Here is a 16329-nt window from a genome sequence, read left to right on the forward strand (position 1 = left end):
GCATAATTTTATCCATCATCAAATCCCAACTCGAGGTGACTCGGGGTTTTTGAGATGCGCTGTATCAATCGAAGAATGAGCTCTCGCGTTGCTATTGCGTCACCCAGTGCAGTATGGCGATTTCGCTCCTCGATATTGATCGAGAAGTAGTCAAACGCCCCATCTGACGTCGTTGCCCAGTGAGGAATCTCGCCCGCCATGGCCAATGCCATTAGTAACGTATGCGTGTCGAACGTCCTATGAGAAACGCCGCGAATACCTGATGCTCCAGCAGCACGAGCTAGCTTATGCAAAAAATATCGGTCAAAAGAAATATTGTGCCCTGCTAGAACTACTGGCTCACCACCAAAAAGCTCAAAGATATATTCTTCAATAGACTTCAGCAAGTCAGAGGGCCGCATCGCACGGCGGCTCCATGAATCCCTATACTTACTAAACTCTCGCGCAGCATATTCTGACCATACCGCCGTGTCCGGGACAAGCACATACCCATCAAGGAGCCGCCGACCATCCAACGGAACAAACGCAAAGCTGACAATATCATGAATAAAGACGTCTGGACCCGTTGTCTCAGTATCCACCACCAACAAATTTACTCTATCGACTCTCACGAGACCTCTTGATCATAAAAACTTCAGTGATTATTGAATTTCCAAACAATTTCCAATTATATTGGTAACTGTCGGAGAATCCATAGATAAGAACTAGAGCAGCCGGAATAGAGGAAATCAGAGGAAACCATTTAGGCTGACCAAATCCGCATATAAAAGCCAATGGCGCTGACGCCACAACGCAACTCAGACTGAGCCAGAACCATACCACTGCTGCAGTGGTAAGAGATCTATGGAGGGTGTATTTATTTTGATAAGTGGATACCAAAGAAGTCTGAAGATTAGCTGACAGATATGCCTTCGCCACAGGATAAAACTGCGTCCATTTGGCTTCAGCGCTCAAGCCAAACAGCCCTTTTGCTTCATCTAAAAGAGGATTCAAAAAGGAATCATATGAATCGACAGCCTTGGGCACAGAAAACCTCAAACAAGATACAACTCTGGCCACCCAAGTGATTTCCTTTGGGCTTGACTTTGGCGAGCGCGAGAACCAATGCAGCAAATGACCGAGAAAATAGACAGCGACTGCAATCCCAAATAATAAGCCCACGCGAATTTCGTTATTCAGTACCCGCATGAAGTCAGTCATGCCATTTACCGTCGCCTCTGGCAAAAATCCAAAAGTTACTAATTCGGCGATTGGGCCGGCGCACCACCATGCGAACACGAGCATTAACAGCATGATTAGGCCTGGGATAAAAATCCCCCATAACTCATAACCCAGGTTAGTCAACTTCGAAAGAATAGCGTCCAACTCTCTTCCCCAAAGAAGAAGGGCGGCCTAAGCCGCCCTCGCCATCAAACCCCAACCGGATTCGCCTTCTCAGGATCAATCTTGTACTGCTTGATCGCCCGAGCCACATCCTTGCCGGTCATCTTCCCATCCTTCGCCAGTGCCGCAATGGCGGCATGCGCGATGTAGTACCGATCCACTTCGAAGAACCGGCGCAGGTTGGCACGCGTGTCCGAACGACCGAAGCCATCGGTACCCAGCACGGTGTAGTGCATCGGCACGAAGGCGCGGATCTGGTCGGCGAAGGCGCGCACGTAGTCGGTGGCGGCGATGGCCGGGCCCTGGCGGCCTTCCAGCAGCTGGGTCACATACGGCTTGCGCTGTTCGCCCTCCGGGTGCAGGCGGTTCCAGCGCTCGGCGTCGAAGCCGTCGCGGCGCAGTTCGTTGAAGCTGGGGCAGGACCAGATGTCGGCGGTGACGCCGAAATCCTTGTCCAGCAGTTCGGCGGCGGCGATGGCTTCGCGCAGGATGGTGCCCGAGCCCAGCAGCTGCACACGCAGTTCGCCCTTCTTGGGCTTGCCGGCGTCCTTGAGCAGGTACATGCCCTTGATGATGCCGTCTTCCGCGCCCGCCGGCATTTCCGGGTGGGCGTAGTTCTCGTTCATCAGGGTGATGTAGTAGTACTCGTCCACCTGCTCCTGCATCATCCGCTGGATGCCGTACTGCATGACCACGGTGACTTCGTAGCCGAAGGTGGGGTCGTAGCTGCGCACGTTGGGGATGGAGCCGGCGATGACCTGGCTGAAGCCGTCTTCGTGCTGCAGGCCTTCACCGTTGAGCGTGGTGCGGCCGGCGGTGCCGCCGAGCAGGAAGCCGCGGGTGCGCATGTCCGCCGCCTGCCAGGCGATGTCGCCCACGCGCTGGAAGCCGAACATGGAGTAGTAGATGTAGAACGGCAGCATCGGCACGTTGCTGACCGAGTAGCTGGTGCCGGCGGCCATCCACGAGGAGATGGCGCCCGGCTCGCTGATGCCCTGCTGCAGCACCTGGCCGGACTGGTCCTCGCGGTAGAACATCAGCTGGTCGGCGTCCACCGGCTTGTACTTCTGGCCGAACGGGGCGTAGATGCCGATCTGCCGGAACATGCCTTCCATGCCGAAGGTACGGGCTTCGTCGGCCACGATCGGCACGATGCGCGGGCCCAGTTCCTTGTCGCGCAGGGCGATGTTGAGGCTCTGCACGAAGGCCATGGTGGTGGAGTAGGTGCGCTCGCCGCTGTCCTTGAGCAGGCGCTCGAACTTGTCCAGGCCCGGGGCCGGGATGGACAGGTCGGCCTTGCGGCGGCGCTGCGGCAGGTAGCCGCCCATCGCGGCGCGACGCTCCTGCAGGTACTGCACTTCCGGCGAGTCCGGGCCGGGGTGGTAAAACGGCACCTGCTCGGCGTCGGCCAGCTGCTTGTCGCTGAGCGGGATGTTGAAGCGGTCGCGGAACGCACGCACGGCGTCGTCGTCCAGCTTCTTGGTCTGGTGGGTGGGGTTCAGCGCCTCGCCGGCCGAGCCCATGCCGTAGCCCTTGACGGTCTTGGCCAGGATCACGGTGGGCATGCCCTTGGTGTTCACCGCCTGGTGGTAGGCGGCGTAGACCTTGTGCGGATCGTGGCCGCCGCGGTTCAGGCGCCAGATGTCGTCGTCGGACAGGCCGGCGACCATGGCGGCGGTCTCCGGGTACTTGCCGAAGAAGTTGGCGCGGGTATAGGCGCCGCCGAAGGCCTTGCAGTTCTGGTACTCGCCGTCGACGGTTTCCATCATCAACTTCTTGAGGACGCCGTTGGTGTCCTTGGCCAGCAGGGCATCCCAGTAGCCGCCCCACAGCAGCTTGATGACGTTCCAGCCGCCGCCGCGGAACACGCCTTCCAGCTCCTGGATGATCTTGCCGTTGCCGCGCACCGGGCCGTCCAGGCGCTGCAGGTTGCAGTTGACCACGAAGATCAGGTTGTCCAGGCCTTCGCGACCGGCCAGGGCGATGGCGCCCAGGGTCTCGGGCTCGTCGCTCTCGCCGTCGCCGATGAAGCACCACACCTTGCGGTCGGACTTCTCGATCAGGCCGCGGTGCTCGAGGTACTTCATGAACTGCGCCTGGTAGATGGCGCTGAGCGGGCCCAGGCCCATCGACACGGTGGGGGTCTGCCAGAAGTCCGGCATCAGCCACGGGTGCGGATAGGAGGAGATGCCCTGCCCGTCCACTTCCATGCGGAAGTTGTTGAGCTGGTCTTCGCTGATGCGGCCTTCCAGGAAGGCGCGGGCGTAGATGCCGGGGGAGCTGTGGCCCTGGATGTACAGCAGGTCGCCGGGGTGCTTGTCCGAGGGCGCGCGCCAGAAGTGGTTGAAGCCCACGTCGTACAGGGTGGCGCTGGAGGCGAAGGAGGCGATGTGGCCGCCCAGGTCGCCCGGCTTGCGGTTGGCGCGGACCACGGTGGCCATCGCGTTCCAGCGGATGATCGAGCGGATCTTCCACTCGATGGCCGCATCGCCCGGGCTCTTGGCCTCGTTGGCGGGGGCGATGGTGTTGACGTACTCGGTGGTCGGCGAGAACGGCAGGTAGGCGCCGGAACGACGGGTCAGCTCGACCATGTCCTCCAGCAGCTGATGCGCGCGCTCGGGGCCTGCGACATCGATGACGGCCTTGAGCGATTCGATCCACTCCTGGGTTTCAGTGGGGTTCGGATCGTTCTGCAGCACCTCGTTCAACCAGTTCATAACGCTCCCGTAGGTCGCACGCACGCGCGCGATGGCATGTGTTTTCTCGAAGCCTGCAAGTGTAGCGCAACCGCCTCTCAGGACCTCGTACGCCAGCGTATGGAACGGACTGTCACATTGGCCCGGGACACCCTGCGGGACAGCCGCCACGGCCGCTGCGCCGGGCGGCCGCGGCTGCGCTTATGATCGGGCTCCAGGCCCCCGTGGAGCGCCGCCATCGCCCTTGCCTCGTCAGCGCAGGACGCCTCCGCGGTCGCCTGGCGGCACAGCCTGCGCACGCGCCTGCTGCTGTGGGGCAGCCTGCTGCAGGTGGCGCTGCTGCTGGGCCTGGCCCTGCTGTTCTACGTGGGGGCGCGCGAGGTGATGGTGCGCAACGCGCGCGAGGAGGTGGCCGGGCTGACCCAGCAGACCGCGCGCAGCCTGGACGCCACGCTGGGCTCGGTGCAGGTGAGCGGGCGCACCCTGGCCGCCGCCGCGAGCGGGCTGGGCCGGCAGCCGTTCAACCTGCGCAACCTGCTGCAGGCCACGCTGCAGGGCGACCCGGACATCGCCGGCGCCTTGCTGGTGATCGAGCCGGGCGCGCTGAAGGGCGACGACCGCGGCTTCGCCTGGCACCTGCGGCGCACCGCCACCGGGGTGCTGGAGCAGCCGGTGGAGGCGCTGGGCTTCGACGCGCGCAGCATGCCCTGGTACCGGCGCACACTCGCCACGCCGGCGCCATGGTGGTCCGAGCCGTACAGCGACGCCAACAGCGGCGGTGCCTTCCTCACTACCTACAACCTGCCGCTGCGCCTGCCCGGCGACGGCCCGCAGGCGCCGGCGATCGGCATGGTCAGCGTGGACGTGCCGCTGCAGCGCCTGCAGGCCATCGTCGCCGAGCTGCCGGCCAACAGCGGGCTGCAGCCGATGCTGCTGTCGCCGGACGGGCTGTTCGTGCTGCACCCGGACCCGGCGCTGCGCTTCCGCCGCACCCTGGAGGCGCACGTGGCGCGCGCGCGGCCGGACCTTTCGCCGCTGGCGCAGGCGGCCGATACCCACAGGCCGGTGCGCTTCGAGCACACCGCGCCGGACGGCACCCGCTACCTCACCCAGAGCGCAGCGGTGGGCGACACCGGCTGGACCTTCGCGCTGAGCGTGTCGGAGGACTACATCCTGGCCGGACTGGACCGCATCGTGCTGTGGGGCGCGCTGGCCGGCGCCGCCGCGCTGGCGCTATGGCTGTGGCTGCTGCATCGCTACACGGTGCGGCTGGTACGGCCGATCGAGGACCTGACCGACTCGGCGCTGCACTTCAGCCAGGGCGCGTTCGACTATCCGCTGCGCCACATCGAGCGCGCGGACGAAGTGGGGGTGATGGCGCGCGCCTTCGACAGCGCGCGCGGCTCGATCAAGCGCCAGCTGGACGAGATCGCCTCGTTGGCGCAGGCGCGGCAGCGCATGCAGAGCGAGCTGTCGATCGCGCGCGACATCCAGCAGGCGATGCTGCCGGTGGGGCGCACCTTCGACAGCGCCCACAAGCATCTGGAGACGCATGCGCTGCTGGAACCGGCGGAAATGGTCGGCGGCGACTTCTACCAGTTCTTCGAGACCGAGCCGGGGCTGCTGTGGTTCGTGGTCGGCGACGTGTCCGACAAGGGCGTGCCGGCGGCGCTGTTCATGGCGCGGGCGATGACGGTGCTGGAGATCGCCGCGCGCCGGCACACGCGCCCGGACGCGATCCTGATCGCGGCCTCGCAGCGGCTGGTGGAAGGCAACGAGCCGTGCATGTTCGCCACCGTGCTGTGCGGGCTGATCGACGTGCACAGCGGCGACTACTGGCTGTCCAGTGCCGGCCACGAGCCACCGCTGCTGCTCGGCGCGGACGGCCACGCGAAACTGCTGCCGCTGGAATCCGGCCCGCCGCTGGGGCTGGAGCCGCAGTCGCGCTACCCGGTGGTGCAGGGGCGCCTGGCCGCCGGCGCCACCCTGCTCAGCTACACCGACGGCATCACCGAGGCGATGGATGCGCAGGAGCGGCCGTACGGCGAGGCCAGGCTGCTGGCGGCGCTGCAGCCCGGCGCCGACGCACAGGCGCAATGCGCCGCGGTGCTGGCCGACGTGCAGGCGTTCACCGCGCCGGCACCGCAGTCCGACGACATTACCCTGCTGGCGATCCGGCTGCGCCAGGATCCGGCACGGGAGACGACACGATGATGCTGCGATGGCAGATGGAACCGGCAATCGACGCACTGGCGCAGTTGAGCGACAGCATGGAGGCGGCGCTGCTGCGCCACGGCGTGAGCGGCGAGCAGGTGAGCCGCACCCGGCTGATCGTCGAGGAGTTGGCCTGCAACACCCTGGAACACGGCCACCTGCGCCGTGAGCCGCTGCCGGTGGACGTGATCCTGCACCTGCTGCACGACGCGTTGGTGCTGGAGTTCCACGACAGCGGCCCGGCCTTCGACCCGCGCACGGCACCGGTGCCGGACCTGGACGCGGACATCGCCGAGCGCCCGATCGGCGGCCTCGGCCTGCACCTGGTGCAGCAACTCGCCGATCGCCTGGAATACCGCCACGACGGCGGCCGCAACGTCGTGCGCATCGTCCTGCTGCAGCCCGCCGATCCATCCCTTCAGGAGTCGCCCGCATGACCACGTTGAGCCTGCAGATCGATCCGGCGCAGGACAAGCGCCAACGCATCACCCTGAGCGGGCGCCTGGACACCCACACCTACCAAGCCCTGGACGAGGCGCTGGCGCCGCTGCTGGCCACGCCGCTGACCACCCTGGTGCTGGACCTGTCGCACCTGGACTACATCAGCAGCGCCGGCATCCGCTCGATCTTCAAGGCGCGCAAGGTGTTGGCCGCGCGCGACGGCCGGGTGCTGGTGGTGAACCCGCAACCGCAGATCCGCAAAGTGTTCGACGTGGTCAAGGCGGTGCCGTTGAACGAGATCTTTACCTCGGTGCAGGAACTGGACGAGTACCTGGACGAGATGCAGCGGCGGGTGCTGGAGCAGGCGCGTGGGGGGTGAGGCAGGCGTTTGTTCGGTAGATCCGCGACGCTGCGTTTCTTTGCTTTTTCGTAGGAGCGGCTTTAGCCGCGACAGGCGTCACCGGTAACACCCGTCGCGGCTGAAGCCGCTCCTACAAGGGTGCTGCCGGCTGGCATACACCTGCGCAATGCACTCTTGCTCTGGCGCCGACATACACCAGAGACGGTATCCCACGCGACGCAGGCGTTGGACGACTCCCTGGGTGAGATGCAACAGCGACATCAGAACAGGGGAGCGGCACGGCATGCGATCGCCATCGCAACCGCCTCCTGTAGGAGCGGCTTCAGCCGCGATGGCTTGACCGAGAAAGCCCGTCGCGGCTGAAGCCGCCCCTGCGACAGGCACTGCGACCCAAGCAACTGATGCGCCCGCCTGCTGCGGAACCGGCGCCAGGCTCGCCTGCGCGCTGGGCGGCGCGCCCCACGAACGCCGTCGCCTGAATGCACTCCCACGTGCCGTGCTCTACCCAGCACCAACCCCGCTTGCCGGCCACCCAACTTCGATATATCGTTTCCGCACCTGATTCGACATATCGAAATGCCACGACCCCATGCCCCCGGCCCGCACCCCGCGCACCGCCTGTTCGAAGAGGACCGGGCCGGGCGCGGCCGTGGCGCACGCGGCCCCCGACCGCTCGGCCACGGCGACCTGCGGCTGTTGCTGCTGGCGATGATCGAGACCCAGCCGCGCCACGGCTACGAGCTGATCCGCGCGGTCGCCGGGCTATTCCATGGCCTGTACACGCCCAGCGCCGGCACGGTCTACCCGACCCTGGCGCAACTGGAAGCGCAGGGCCTGGTACAGGCCGATGCCGACGCCACCCGCAAGCGCTATGCGATCACCGAGGCCGGCCAGGCCTTCGTGCAGGCCGAGCGCGCACAGGTGGACGCGGCGCTGCAGCGCACCCAGCACAGCGCGCGCGCCCTGGTGCGCGCCAACGTGCCGGCGCCGGTGCGCGAGGCGATGCGCCGCATCAAGCACGGCCTGTTGGCGCGGCACGGGCGCTGGGATCCGGACGAGATCGAACGCGTCGCCGCGCTGTTGCAGGCCGCCGCCGACGGCATGGATGGCACTCCCACCTGACTTCCCTTTCCAGCCAGCACGCGGACACCTGCGCTTTCGGCAACCGCGCGCGCGCCAATTCCCTTCCCCACTTTTCGAGGATTCCCATGGCGACCCACGAACACCGCCTGCTGCGCCACCCGCTGCGCCTGCGTCATCTGCAGGTGCTGCGCACGCAACCGCTGACCCCACACATGCGCCGCATCGTCGTCGGCGGCCCCGAGCTGGACGGCTTCGTCAGCGCCGGGCCGGACGACCACGTCAAGCTGTTCTTCCCCAATCCCGAAGGCGCGTTCGTGCTGCCGACGATGACCGAGCACGGCCCGGTGTATCCGGCCGACGCGCTGCCCTCGCCCGCCCGCGACTACACCCCGCGCCACTACGATGCCGACGCGCAGGAACTGACCCTGGACTTCGTGCTGCATGGCGATGGCCCCGCCTGCCGCTGGGCGGCGCAGGCCGACCCGGGCGATGCGCTGGTGGTCGGCGGGCCGCGCGGCTCGTTCGTCGCCGCCGACGATTTCGATGCGTACGTGCTGATCGGCGACGAGACCGCGCTGCCGGCGATCGGCCGCTGGCTGGAAACCCTGCCGGCCGACGCGGAAGTCGACGCGCTGATCGAGATCCCCGGCTACGCCGACCGGCAGGCGCTGGACTGCGACGCCGAGCTGCGCATCACCTGGCTGGAACGCAACGGCGTGGACGCGCGCAGCAGCCAGTTGCTGGAAGGCGCGCTGCGCGACTTCGACCCGCCCGACGGCGACGCGTTCTACTGGATCGCCTGCGAATCGGCACGCGCGCGGATGATGCGCAAGTTCGTCGAAGGCCACCTGGGCGTGCCCAAGGAGTGGATCCGCGCGACGGGGTATTGGAAGGCGGGTGGCGAACATGACGAATAACGCACGGGGTGCGGTGCGCCAAGCTCGAAGTGCGACGCCCTTCGGGCTGGAACAGCGCTGATGCACGGCCGTAGACACAGCACACTTATGTGAATTTCATCACAGTATACTGGTGCTTCGCATTTTACAAAGCCGCCTACCCATCGATGGATCTCGAGAGGCGGCTTGCACATGGACAAGGCATTTCACGAGATCGATCCCCGCGGCATTACGCTGAACCCGGACGGATCGATCAACTTCGCCAACCATCGATTGCGCGCCGCGGCGATCGCTTCCGCGAAATCGGGATCGATTCGCCCGATGAGCGAAAATGCCGGAACGTGCACCAACTCCGGCACCTGCTCCTCCACGAATTACACCTGCAACAACACCGGCGACTGTTCCAAAGCGTCCAATGTCGGCTCTTGTCGCGTCGGCGGCCAGCCCTCGCCAACCGGTTGAGGCACGTCGATGCTGAGCGAGGCCACCATCGCCGAGGCGCTTTCTCCGCGCATCCTGTCTCTCATCCTTTTGCCGACCGAAAAATGTAATTTCCGCTGCACCTATTGCTATGAAGACTTTGCAATAGGACGTATGCAGCCGAGCGTGGTCAGCGGCATCAAGGCGCTGATCTCCCATCGCGTACCGCACCTGGATCGACTCAACATCTCTTGGTTCGGCGGGGAGCCACTGCTGGCGCGCGATGTCGTCCTGGAGATCGGCCAACACGCAAACGCAGTGTGCGCACAACATGGCGTTGCGTTCAGTGCCGGATTTACCACCAATGGCTACCTGCTGGAGCCGGCGCTCCTGCAAAGGTTGACTGAACTCCAGCACCGCGAGTTCCAGATCACGCTGGACGGCGATGCGGAATGGCACGACAGGACACGGATCACCGCCAACAAGGGCGCCACGTTCGAGAAAATATGGTCGAACCTCATTGCCTACCGCTCGCTGGCGGCGAACTTCGCCATCTCGCTGCGGCTGCACCTGCACCAGGACAACATCGAATCGGTACGACGCCTCTATGTCAGCCTGCATCGTGAGCTGCTCGACGATCCACGGTTCTCGGTCTACTTCCACAAGGTCTCGAATCTGAGCGCAGGCGGCACGATCGAAGAAAAGGTGTTACCGCGAGACCGCTACCTGGAAGCCATCGCCTATATCACCGCGTGCACGGAACATCCGCCCAAGGACCAGCGTCCGATTTCGGAAGAGCACCTGGATGGGTATATCTGTTATGCCGCAAAGCCAAATTCCCTGATGATTCGCGCCAACGGGAAGATCGGCAAGTGCACCGTCGCGCTCAACGATGATCGCAACGACCTCGGGCGCCTCCACGCTGACGGCACCATCGACATCGAAAACGACAAGCTGCGTCGCTGGATGAGCGGATTCTCCGATCTCTCCGAGCAAACACTTGGTTGCCCGCTTTCCACCTTGGCAAGCACCTGAGATGCATCCCAATGCCAATCCGCATAGACCCAGACAAGATATCGCTAGGCAAGAATGCAGAAGTGCTGTTCGACGGATCAGAGGCGTCTACCGCCGCTGCAGTCGAAGCGCTGGCAACACGGCGCTTTGGCACGCTGGCCACCAACGAAGTCTGCAATGGCACCAATCCGGCGTGCACGAACACGAAGGACTGCTCGTTAGGGAGCAACACCAACTGCACTAACAAAGGTTCCTGCATCACCCCCAACCCTGGCCCAGGCCAGGGCTGACGTGCAACCACCAGGTGGATCGCCATGACAACGCACACGAACGATAGCCGCCGCAACTTCCTCTTCGGCACCGCTGCGACTGCAATTGCTGCGATGATTCCTGTCGCTGCTGCATCTGCGGCGGCAACCGGTGCCAGCGCTCCGAAGACGGCGTCTGCCGTCGGCCGCGCGCTCCCCGAAACGCAAACCTTCGCGGTGCACGTCCTCGGCGACCTGCGCCAGCCGTCGACCGACCTGCAGTTGATCCCCGGCCAGCTCTCCGAGCCACTGGCGCTCAAGGGCAATGGCACCTATCGGGTGAAGATCAGCCCGACCGATATCACCACGCGCTTCGGACCGATCTACCGGCTCACCCTGGCCGATGCGCAGGGCACACCGCTGGAGGAGATGAACATCGGCAGCGACACTACCGCCACCTTCAGCCGCTACGGCGTGCAGGTCTATGCGCTGTCGATCGAACAGGCGATGTAGGAGCACGTCAAATACGTGCTTTACCGCGGCTCAGCACGACATGCCGTTGTGCTGTTGTAGGAGCTGCTTCAGCCGCGACAGGCACGTCGGCCCCACGCGTCGCGGCTGAAGCCGCTCCTACAGTGCGCTTGTCATCGCAAATGAAGGTTCCCGCAAGCCGTTCCTGTCGCGAGACACCGAGCGACCCCGGAAACACAAACGCCCGCCGAATGGCGGGCGTTTGCATTGCAGCGGACGGCAGCGCACGAAGCGCCGCCGCACGCGCACGCGGGCTTACTTGGCCGCGTTCAAGGTCGCTTCGGTGGTGATGCGGATCTTCACCTCGTCGCTGACGTTCGGCACGTAGGCGCCCAGGCCGAAGTCGCTGCGCTTGACCGTGGTGGTGGCATCGAAGCCCAGCGCCGGCACCTTCTTCATCGGGTGCGGACCGGCACCGTTGAGGGTCACCGCCAGCACCACCGGCTTGGTCGTGCCCTTGATGGTCAGGTCGCCGGCGACGGTCAGCTTGTTGCCGCCGGCCGAGGTCACCTTGGTGCTCTTGAAGGTGGCGGTCGGGAACTTGGCGGCGTCGAAGAAGTCGCCGCTCTTCAGGTGCTCGTCGAACTTGGCGGTGAAGCTGTTGAGGCCGGACAGCGGCAGGGTCACGTTGACGCTGGACTTGCTCACGTCCTGCGCGTTGTAGACCAGGGTGCCGTCGACGTCGCCGAAGTGCGCGGACGGGTTGGAGAAGCCGAAGTGGCTCCACTGCACCAGCACGTCGGTGTGGGCCGGGTCGAGCGTGTAGGTGCCGGAGACGCCCTTGGCGGCGGCAGCGGCGGCGGCCGGCGCGGCGAAGGCGCTGGTGGCCGGCTGGGCGACGACGACGGCCAGGGCCATGGCGAGCGGGAGCAGCAGTTTGCGGGTCTTGGTCATGGTGGAACTCCTTGGAGGGGTGATGGGACGAAACTGCGGCAGGCGCGGGCCTGCGGTGGGACACGAAAGCAAAACGCGCGCGCTCACTCGATGCGCGCGGCCTCGTCGAAACTCAGCCGCGGCAGGCGCGGGAACAGGCCGCTGGGATCGCCGTAGCCGAGGTTGACCAGGAAGTTGGATTTGATCGCAGTGCCTGCGAAGAACGCGGCATCGACCTTGGCGTTGTCGAAGCCGGACATGGGACCGGCATCCAGGCCCAGCGCGCGCGCGGCCAGGATCAGGTAGGCGCCCTGCAGCGAGCCGTTGCGGAACGCGCCTTCGCTGCGGCCCTCGCGCGGGCCGTCGAACCAGCTCTTGGCGTCGGTGTGCGGGAACAGGTACGGCAGCTTCTCGTGGAAGTCCTCGTCGTGGGCGACGATCACCGTGACCGGGGCGGCCAGGGTCTTGGCCAGGTTGCCTTCGGACAGCGCCGGCTTGAGCTTTTCCTTGGCCTGCGGCGAGGTGACGAAGACGAAGCGTGCCGGGCTGCCGTTGGCCGCGGTCGGGCCCCACTTCACCAGGTCGTACAGGGCGCGCAGGGTGTCTTCGCCGACCGGCTTGTCCAGGAACGCGTTCTGGGTACGCGCGGTACGGAACAACTGGTCGAGGGCGGCGTCGTGCAAGGCGTCGGACATGCGGGAAGTTCCTTGATCGAGGGAAGCGCCGGGAGGCCGGTGGGGCCGTCCCGATGCGAGGCGGCCAGTGTAGAGTGGCACGATTGTCGCAACACCCAGCCGCGATGCAACGGATTACTACCAAACGTGAAACGATCGGACGCGACCTGGGCGATTAGCGATGGCCGCGCCGGCAACGCCCGCCAGGCCGAGGCGCTGGCCGCCGCGTTGGCGCTTCCGGCCGCAACACCGATCCAGCCGCAGTTGCTGCAGCCGCACATGCCCTGGCGCTGGCTGGCGCCGCGCTGGCTGCCGGGCGCCCGGCATGCCTATGGCACGACCTTCGCCGAGGCGCTGCGGCAGCCGCCGCCGCTGGCCGTGGGCTGCGGCCGCCAGGCGGCACTGGCGACGCGGCTGCTGCGCACGCGCGGCAGCCAGGTGGTGCAGATTCTGGATCCACGACTGGACCCGCGACACTGGGACGTGGTGGTGGTGCCGGAACACGATCGCCTGCGCGGCGCCAATGTGCTGACCCTGCTCGGCAGCCTGCATCCGATCGACGATGCCTGGCTGGCCGCAGGACGCGCCGCATTTCCTGCGCTTGGCGCGCTACCCTCGCCGCGCATCGGTCTGTTGGTTGGCGGCCCGTCGGGCCTGGCGCCATGGAGCGAAGCGCAGGCACAGGCTGCCTTCGCCGACATCGCCGCACAGTTGCGCGCGCACGGCGGCAGCCTCCTCGCCAGCGCATCGCGGCGCACGCCGCCCGCGGTGGCCGCGGCCTTGCGTCGTACGTTCGCCGATGTGCCGGGCGTCGTGTGGTGCGGCGCGGACGACGGCGCCAATCCCTATGCCGGCCTGCTCGGCTGGGCCCAGCGCCTCGTGTGCACGCCGGACTCGGTGAACCTGCTGTCGGAAGCCTGCGCCACGCGCGTGCCGGTGCAGGTGCTGATGCCGGAGACGGCACGTGGCCGCGCCCTGGATTTTCATCGCGCCCTGCAGGCACGTGGACGGCTGCTGCCTGCAGACAATGCCGGCGACGCGCACGCCACCGGCATCGAACCACTACGCGAAACCGCGCGGGTGGCCGCGCTGATCCGCGACCGCTTGGCGCTGGCCTGATCGGCCGCCGTGCCGGCGTCGCTGCCACGACGCCGACACGGCAACCGGGCCCAACGCGTTACGGGTTGCTCGGCGAACGCGGCACGCCGGCCGGCGCCGCATCCAGCGCACCGATCAGCAACCGCACCACCGGCGTGCCCAGGCCGACCGTGTAGTTGTACTTGCCCTTGATCGGCTGATTGTTGTCGACCACGCCGTTGTAGCCGGGGATGCCGCGATGCAGCGCCTCCGGCCCATTGGCGGCCAGGCGGTACAGGTAATCGTTGAGATTGCCCTGACGCCCCTGCTTCTCCACCAGCAGCGCGACCGCGCTGGCGAATTCCGGCGCGGCGACGCTGGTGCCGATCACCGCCGAGATGCCGCCCTTGAAGTAGGTGGCCACCGAGCTGTCGCCCTCCCGGCACGGCTGCGTCGCAATCCCCGGGCAGCCGCCGACCAGCATGCCGATGTCCGGCAGCGCGCGCATGGACGTGCGCGTCCCGCCGAGCGCACGCAACTGGTAGGCCGGACGCTGGAACAGGGTGCTGACGCCGCCGCCGGCGCCCCAGTAGCCGCCGGCCAGGTTCGCGCCGAAGCCGTAGTAATCCGCGGTCTCCAGCGGATCGCCGTAGGCGCTTTCGCTCTTGTAGCCGGATTCCAGGCTGCCCTTCTTGTAGGCGGTGAGCAGGTTGCCGCCGCCGACCGCAGTCACGTGCGGGCTGGCCGCCGGGTGTTCGACGCCGGCGACGAAGCGGCCGTCCTTGTGGTCGACCGCGTACTGCGTGTCGGCGCAGTCCAGGCCAGCGTTGTCGCCGCTGGAGGCGACGAAGGTGATGCCCTGCGCGTTGCCCTGCTTGAACACCGCATCGTAGGGACGCAGCAGCGAGGTGAAATCCTTGCCGCCGTTGTAGGCCGCGGTGTAGTACAGCTCGCAGCCGCCGAACGAGGAGCTGACCACGTCGGCCTGGTTGTCCTGCACGATCTGCCGGTAGCCGGCCAGCACCGAGGCGTCGCTCAGGTCCGGGATCACGTACAGCAGCACGTGCGCGCCCGGCGCGCCGCCCAGCGCCATCTCCACATCGAGCGCGGCCTCACTCGCCGCGGCGTCATTGCCGTCCTGCAGGCCCGGCTTGGCGCCGGCCACGTAGTGGCGCGCGTACAGGGTCGGGTCGGCGTGGTTGGCGGCGTAGCGGCTGAAGTTTTCGTGGTCGAACATCGCCTTGATGTCCGAATCCAGCACGTCGCTGCTGATCAGGATGGCGATGGTGCTGCCGCTGCCGTCGAGCCGGCGCTGCTGCCCGGCCGCGCCGGTGGTGGCCTGGTAGGACGGATAGCCGTAGGCCTGCTTGAGATCGTTGTACCAATAGGTGGTACCGCCGGCGCCGTAGCGGTTGGCGGGATTCCTGGTGGCCGCGCGCTGCCAGTTGACGTGCATCGGCGGCACACCGCGGGTCAGGCCGGTCACCGTCGCACCGCTGTCGCGCAGCACGGCGGGCAACTGCAAGGGCGCGGCGGCGGCGAGGTGGGCCTGGCTGCCCTGCTGGACCTCCGCGGTCAGCGGCACCGCGAACAAGCGCTCGACGTTGTTCGCGCTCGCACTGACATGCAGGGTGTTGCCCTGCTCGGTGACGTTCATGTGCGCGGCCTGCAGCGCGGCACGCACCTGCGCGACCTGCGCCGGTGCCGGCGCGAAGCGGCGCTGGAACTCGGCCGGCGTCAGCCAATGGTGATACTGCGGGGAGACCGGATCCTGGATGTCGGCCAGCAATGCGTCCAGGCCAGCCTGATCGCGCAACGGCAGGTGCACGTCGAAGTTGACCGGCGCCGCGCGCAGCGTTGCGGTCATCGCCGCGATGGAGGCGTCGGGCACGGCATTGGCGGTGCCGAGCGCGCACAGCAGGGAAGCGGACAACACGGCAGCCAGCAATGGCCGACGGCGGATGCGATCAAGCATGGGCGTCTCTCCGGGGGTAGAGCGGGTGGACGAGGCCATCGCGGCCTCGCGGTTGGAAATCGATTGCCCCTCTGCTTTCGGGACGGGAGTTGGGGGTGAGGGTGCGGCGCGCGAAGTGCACGCGTGGTTCGTTGCTGCGAGGCTTCGCCCGCACCCTCATCCGCCCCTGCGGGGCACCTTCTCCCGGGGGGAGAAGGGAAGCGCCGAGCCCCTCTCCCACCGGGAGAGGGGTTGGGGTGAGGGTACGGAGCGCGCAGCGCGTGCGTGGTTCGTTGCTGCGAGGCTGCGCCCGTACCCTCATCCGCCCCTGCGGGGCACCTTCTCCCGGGGGGAGAAGGGAAGCGCCTGGCCCCTCTCCCACCGGGAGAGGGGTTGGGGTGAGGGTACGGCGCGCGCAGCGCGTGCGTGGTTCGTTGCTGCGAGGCTGCGCCCTTACCCTCATC

The 16329-nt window shown here is 66.3% G+C and carries 15 protein-coding genes; 9 read left to right on the top strand and 6 right to left on the bottom strand.

What is annotated here, in order from left to right; genetic code table 11:
- Positions 1-8: 8 nt before the first annotated feature.
- Genes AC1PMG_RS19440 through aceE form a run of 3 tightly spaced genes read right to left on the bottom strand, consistent with a single transcriptional unit; the run spans position 9 to position 4100 of the window.
- Positions 9-611 carry a 3'-5' exonuclease gene (locus AC1PMG_RS19440; protein WP_481109937.1) on the bottom strand — a complete coding sequence of 201 codons (603 nt, stop codon included), beginning with the start codon at positions 609-611 and terminating at the stop codon, positions 9-11.
- The gene (locus tag AC1PMG_RS19445) at positions 598-1365 is read right to left on the bottom strand and encodes a hypothetical protein (RefSeq protein ID WP_481109938.1); all 768 of its coding nucleotides are present in this window, start codon (positions 1363-1365) and stop codon (positions 598-600) included. Before AC1PMG_RS19445 ends, AC1PMG_RS19440 begins: the two co-directional genes overlap by 14 nt.
- Before the next feature lie 44 nt (positions 1366-1409).
- On the bottom strand, positions 1410-4100 hold the full coding sequence (aceE, locus tag AC1PMG_RS19450; RefSeq protein ID WP_481109939.1) for a pyruvate dehydrogenase (acetyl-transferring), homodimeric type: 2691 nt from the start codon (positions 4098-4100) through the stop codon (positions 1410-1412).
- 216 nt (positions 4101-4316) lie between these two features.
- Here aceE and AC1PMG_RS19455 point away from each other — a divergent pair, with 216 nt between their 5' ends.
- The 8 genes from AC1PMG_RS19455 (at position 4317) to AC1PMG_RS19490 (ending at position 11269) form a co-directional block, all read left to right on the top strand.
- On the top strand, positions 4317-6293 hold the full coding sequence (locus AC1PMG_RS19455) for a SpoIIE family protein phosphatase (RefSeq protein WP_481111715.1): 1977 nt from the start codon (positions 4317-4319) through the stop codon (positions 6291-6293).
- Positions 6290-6730: an ATP-binding protein gene (locus AC1PMG_RS19460; RefSeq protein WP_342073930.1), complete on the top strand. Its 441-nt coding sequence runs from the start codon at positions 6290-6292 to the stop codon at positions 6728-6730. The genes AC1PMG_RS19455 and AC1PMG_RS19460 overlap by 4 nt, the downstream gene beginning before the upstream one ends.
- Positions 6727-7113: an STAS domain-containing protein gene (locus AC1PMG_RS19465; protein WP_481109940.1), complete on the top strand. Its 387-nt coding sequence runs from the start codon at positions 6727-6729 to the stop codon at positions 7111-7113. Before AC1PMG_RS19460 ends, AC1PMG_RS19465 begins: the two co-directional genes overlap by 4 nt.
- Before the next feature lie 558 nt (positions 7114-7671).
- Positions 7672-8217, top strand: coding sequence for a PadR family transcriptional regulator (locus AC1PMG_RS19470; RefSeq protein ID WP_481109941.1), 546 nt, complete (start codon positions 7672-7674; stop codon positions 8215-8217).
- Positions 8218-8303: 86 nt separating this feature from the next.
- Positions 8304-9095: a siderophore-interacting protein gene (locus tag AC1PMG_RS19475; protein ID WP_481109942.1), complete on the top strand. Its 792-nt coding sequence runs from the start codon at positions 8304-8306 to the stop codon at positions 9093-9095.
- Positions 9096-9266: 171 nt separating this feature from the next.
- Entirely contained in the window at positions 9267-9536 is a 270-nt protein-coding gene (locus AC1PMG_RS19480; RefSeq protein WP_481109943.1) for a hypothetical protein, read from the top strand.
- 9 nt (positions 9537-9545) lie between these two features.
- The gene (locus AC1PMG_RS19485) at positions 9546-10529 is read left to right on the top strand and encodes a radical SAM protein (protein ID WP_481109944.1); all 984 of its coding nucleotides are present in this window, start codon (positions 9546-9548) and stop codon (positions 10527-10529) included.
- 293 nt (positions 10530-10822) lie between these two features.
- Positions 10823-11269 (top strand): hypothetical protein, encoded by a 447-nt coding sequence (locus tag AC1PMG_RS19490; protein ID WP_481109945.1) that lies wholly within the window; start codon positions 10823-10825, stop codon positions 11267-11269.
- A gap of 273 nt (positions 11270-11542) precedes the next feature.
- On the opposite strand, the gene AC1PMG_RS19495 is transcribed toward AC1PMG_RS19490, so the two are convergent.
- Together AC1PMG_RS19495 and AC1PMG_RS19500 are read right to left on the bottom strand one after the other, a co-directional pair.
- Positions 11543-12181, bottom strand: coding sequence for a YceI family protein (locus AC1PMG_RS19495; protein ID WP_209247935.1), 639 nt, complete (start codon positions 12179-12181; stop codon positions 11543-11545).
- A gap of 83 nt (positions 12182-12264) precedes the next feature.
- Positions 12265-12855 carry a malonic semialdehyde reductase gene (locus tag AC1PMG_RS19500; RefSeq protein WP_160946181.1) on the bottom strand — a complete coding sequence of 197 codons (591 nt, stop codon included), beginning with the start codon at positions 12853-12855 and terminating at the stop codon, positions 12265-12267.
- A 126-nt stretch (positions 12856-12981) separates the two neighbouring features.
- Here AC1PMG_RS19500 and AC1PMG_RS19505 point away from each other — a divergent pair, with 126 nt between their 5' ends.
- Positions 12982-13953 carry a mitochondrial fission ELM1 family protein gene (locus AC1PMG_RS19505; protein WP_481109946.1) on the top strand — a complete coding sequence of 324 codons (972 nt, stop codon included), beginning with the start codon at positions 12982-12984 and terminating at the stop codon, positions 13951-13953.
- 58 nt (positions 13954-14011) lie between these two features.
- Here the strand turns inward: AC1PMG_RS19505 and AC1PMG_RS19510 are convergent, their stop codons facing one another.
- A complete protein-coding gene (locus AC1PMG_RS19510; RefSeq protein WP_481109947.1) occupies positions 14012-15886 on the bottom strand; it encodes a S53 family peptidase in 1875 nt (624 codons plus the stop codon).
- Positions 15887-16329: the final 443 nt, after the last annotated feature.

The sequence above is a fragment of the Xanthomonas sp. NCPPB 2250 genome, from assembly GCF_056725265.1.

Excerpts from the sequence above, each read along its gene's own strand:
- aceE (WP_481109939.1), bottom strand. The coding sequence starts at position 4,100 with ATGAACTGGTTGAACGAGGTGCTGCAGAACGATCCGAACCCCACTGAA.
- AC1PMG_RS19460 (WP_342073930.1), top strand. The coding sequence starts at position 6,290 with ATGATGCTGCGATGGCAGATGGAACCGGCAATCGACGCACTGGCGCAG.
- AC1PMG_RS19465 (WP_481109940.1), top strand. The coding sequence starts at position 6,727 with ATGACCACGTTGAGCCTGCAGATCGATCCGGCGCAGGACAAGCGCCAA.
- AC1PMG_RS19470 (WP_481109941.1), top strand. The coding sequence starts at position 7,672 with ATGCCACGACCCCATGCCCCCGGCCCGCACCCCGCGCACCGCCTGTTC.
- AC1PMG_RS19475 (WP_481109942.1), top strand. The coding sequence starts at position 8,304 with ATGGCGACCCACGAACACCGCCTGCTGCGCCACCCGCTGCGCCTGCGT.
- AC1PMG_RS19480 (WP_481109943.1), top strand. The coding sequence starts at position 9,267 with ATGGACAAGGCATTTCACGAGATCGATCCCCGCGGCATTACGCTGAAC.
- AC1PMG_RS19485 (WP_481109944.1), top strand. The coding sequence starts at position 9,546 with ATGCTGAGCGAGGCCACCATCGCCGAGGCGCTTTCTCCGCGCATCCTG.
- AC1PMG_RS19490 (WP_481109945.1), top strand. The coding sequence starts at position 10,823 with ATGACAACGCACACGAACGATAGCCGCCGCAACTTCCTCTTCGGCACC.
- AC1PMG_RS19495 (WP_209247935.1), bottom strand. The coding sequence starts at position 12,181 with ATGACCAAGACCCGCAAACTGCTGCTCCCGCTCGCCATGGCCCTGGCC.
- AC1PMG_RS19500 (WP_160946181.1), bottom strand. The coding sequence starts at position 12,855 with ATGTCCGACGCCTTGCACGACGCCGCCCTCGACCAGTTGTTCCGTACC.
- AC1PMG_RS19510 (WP_481109947.1), bottom strand. The coding sequence starts at position 15,886 with ATGCTTGATCGCATCCGCCGTCGGCCATTGCTGGCTGCCGTGTTGTCC.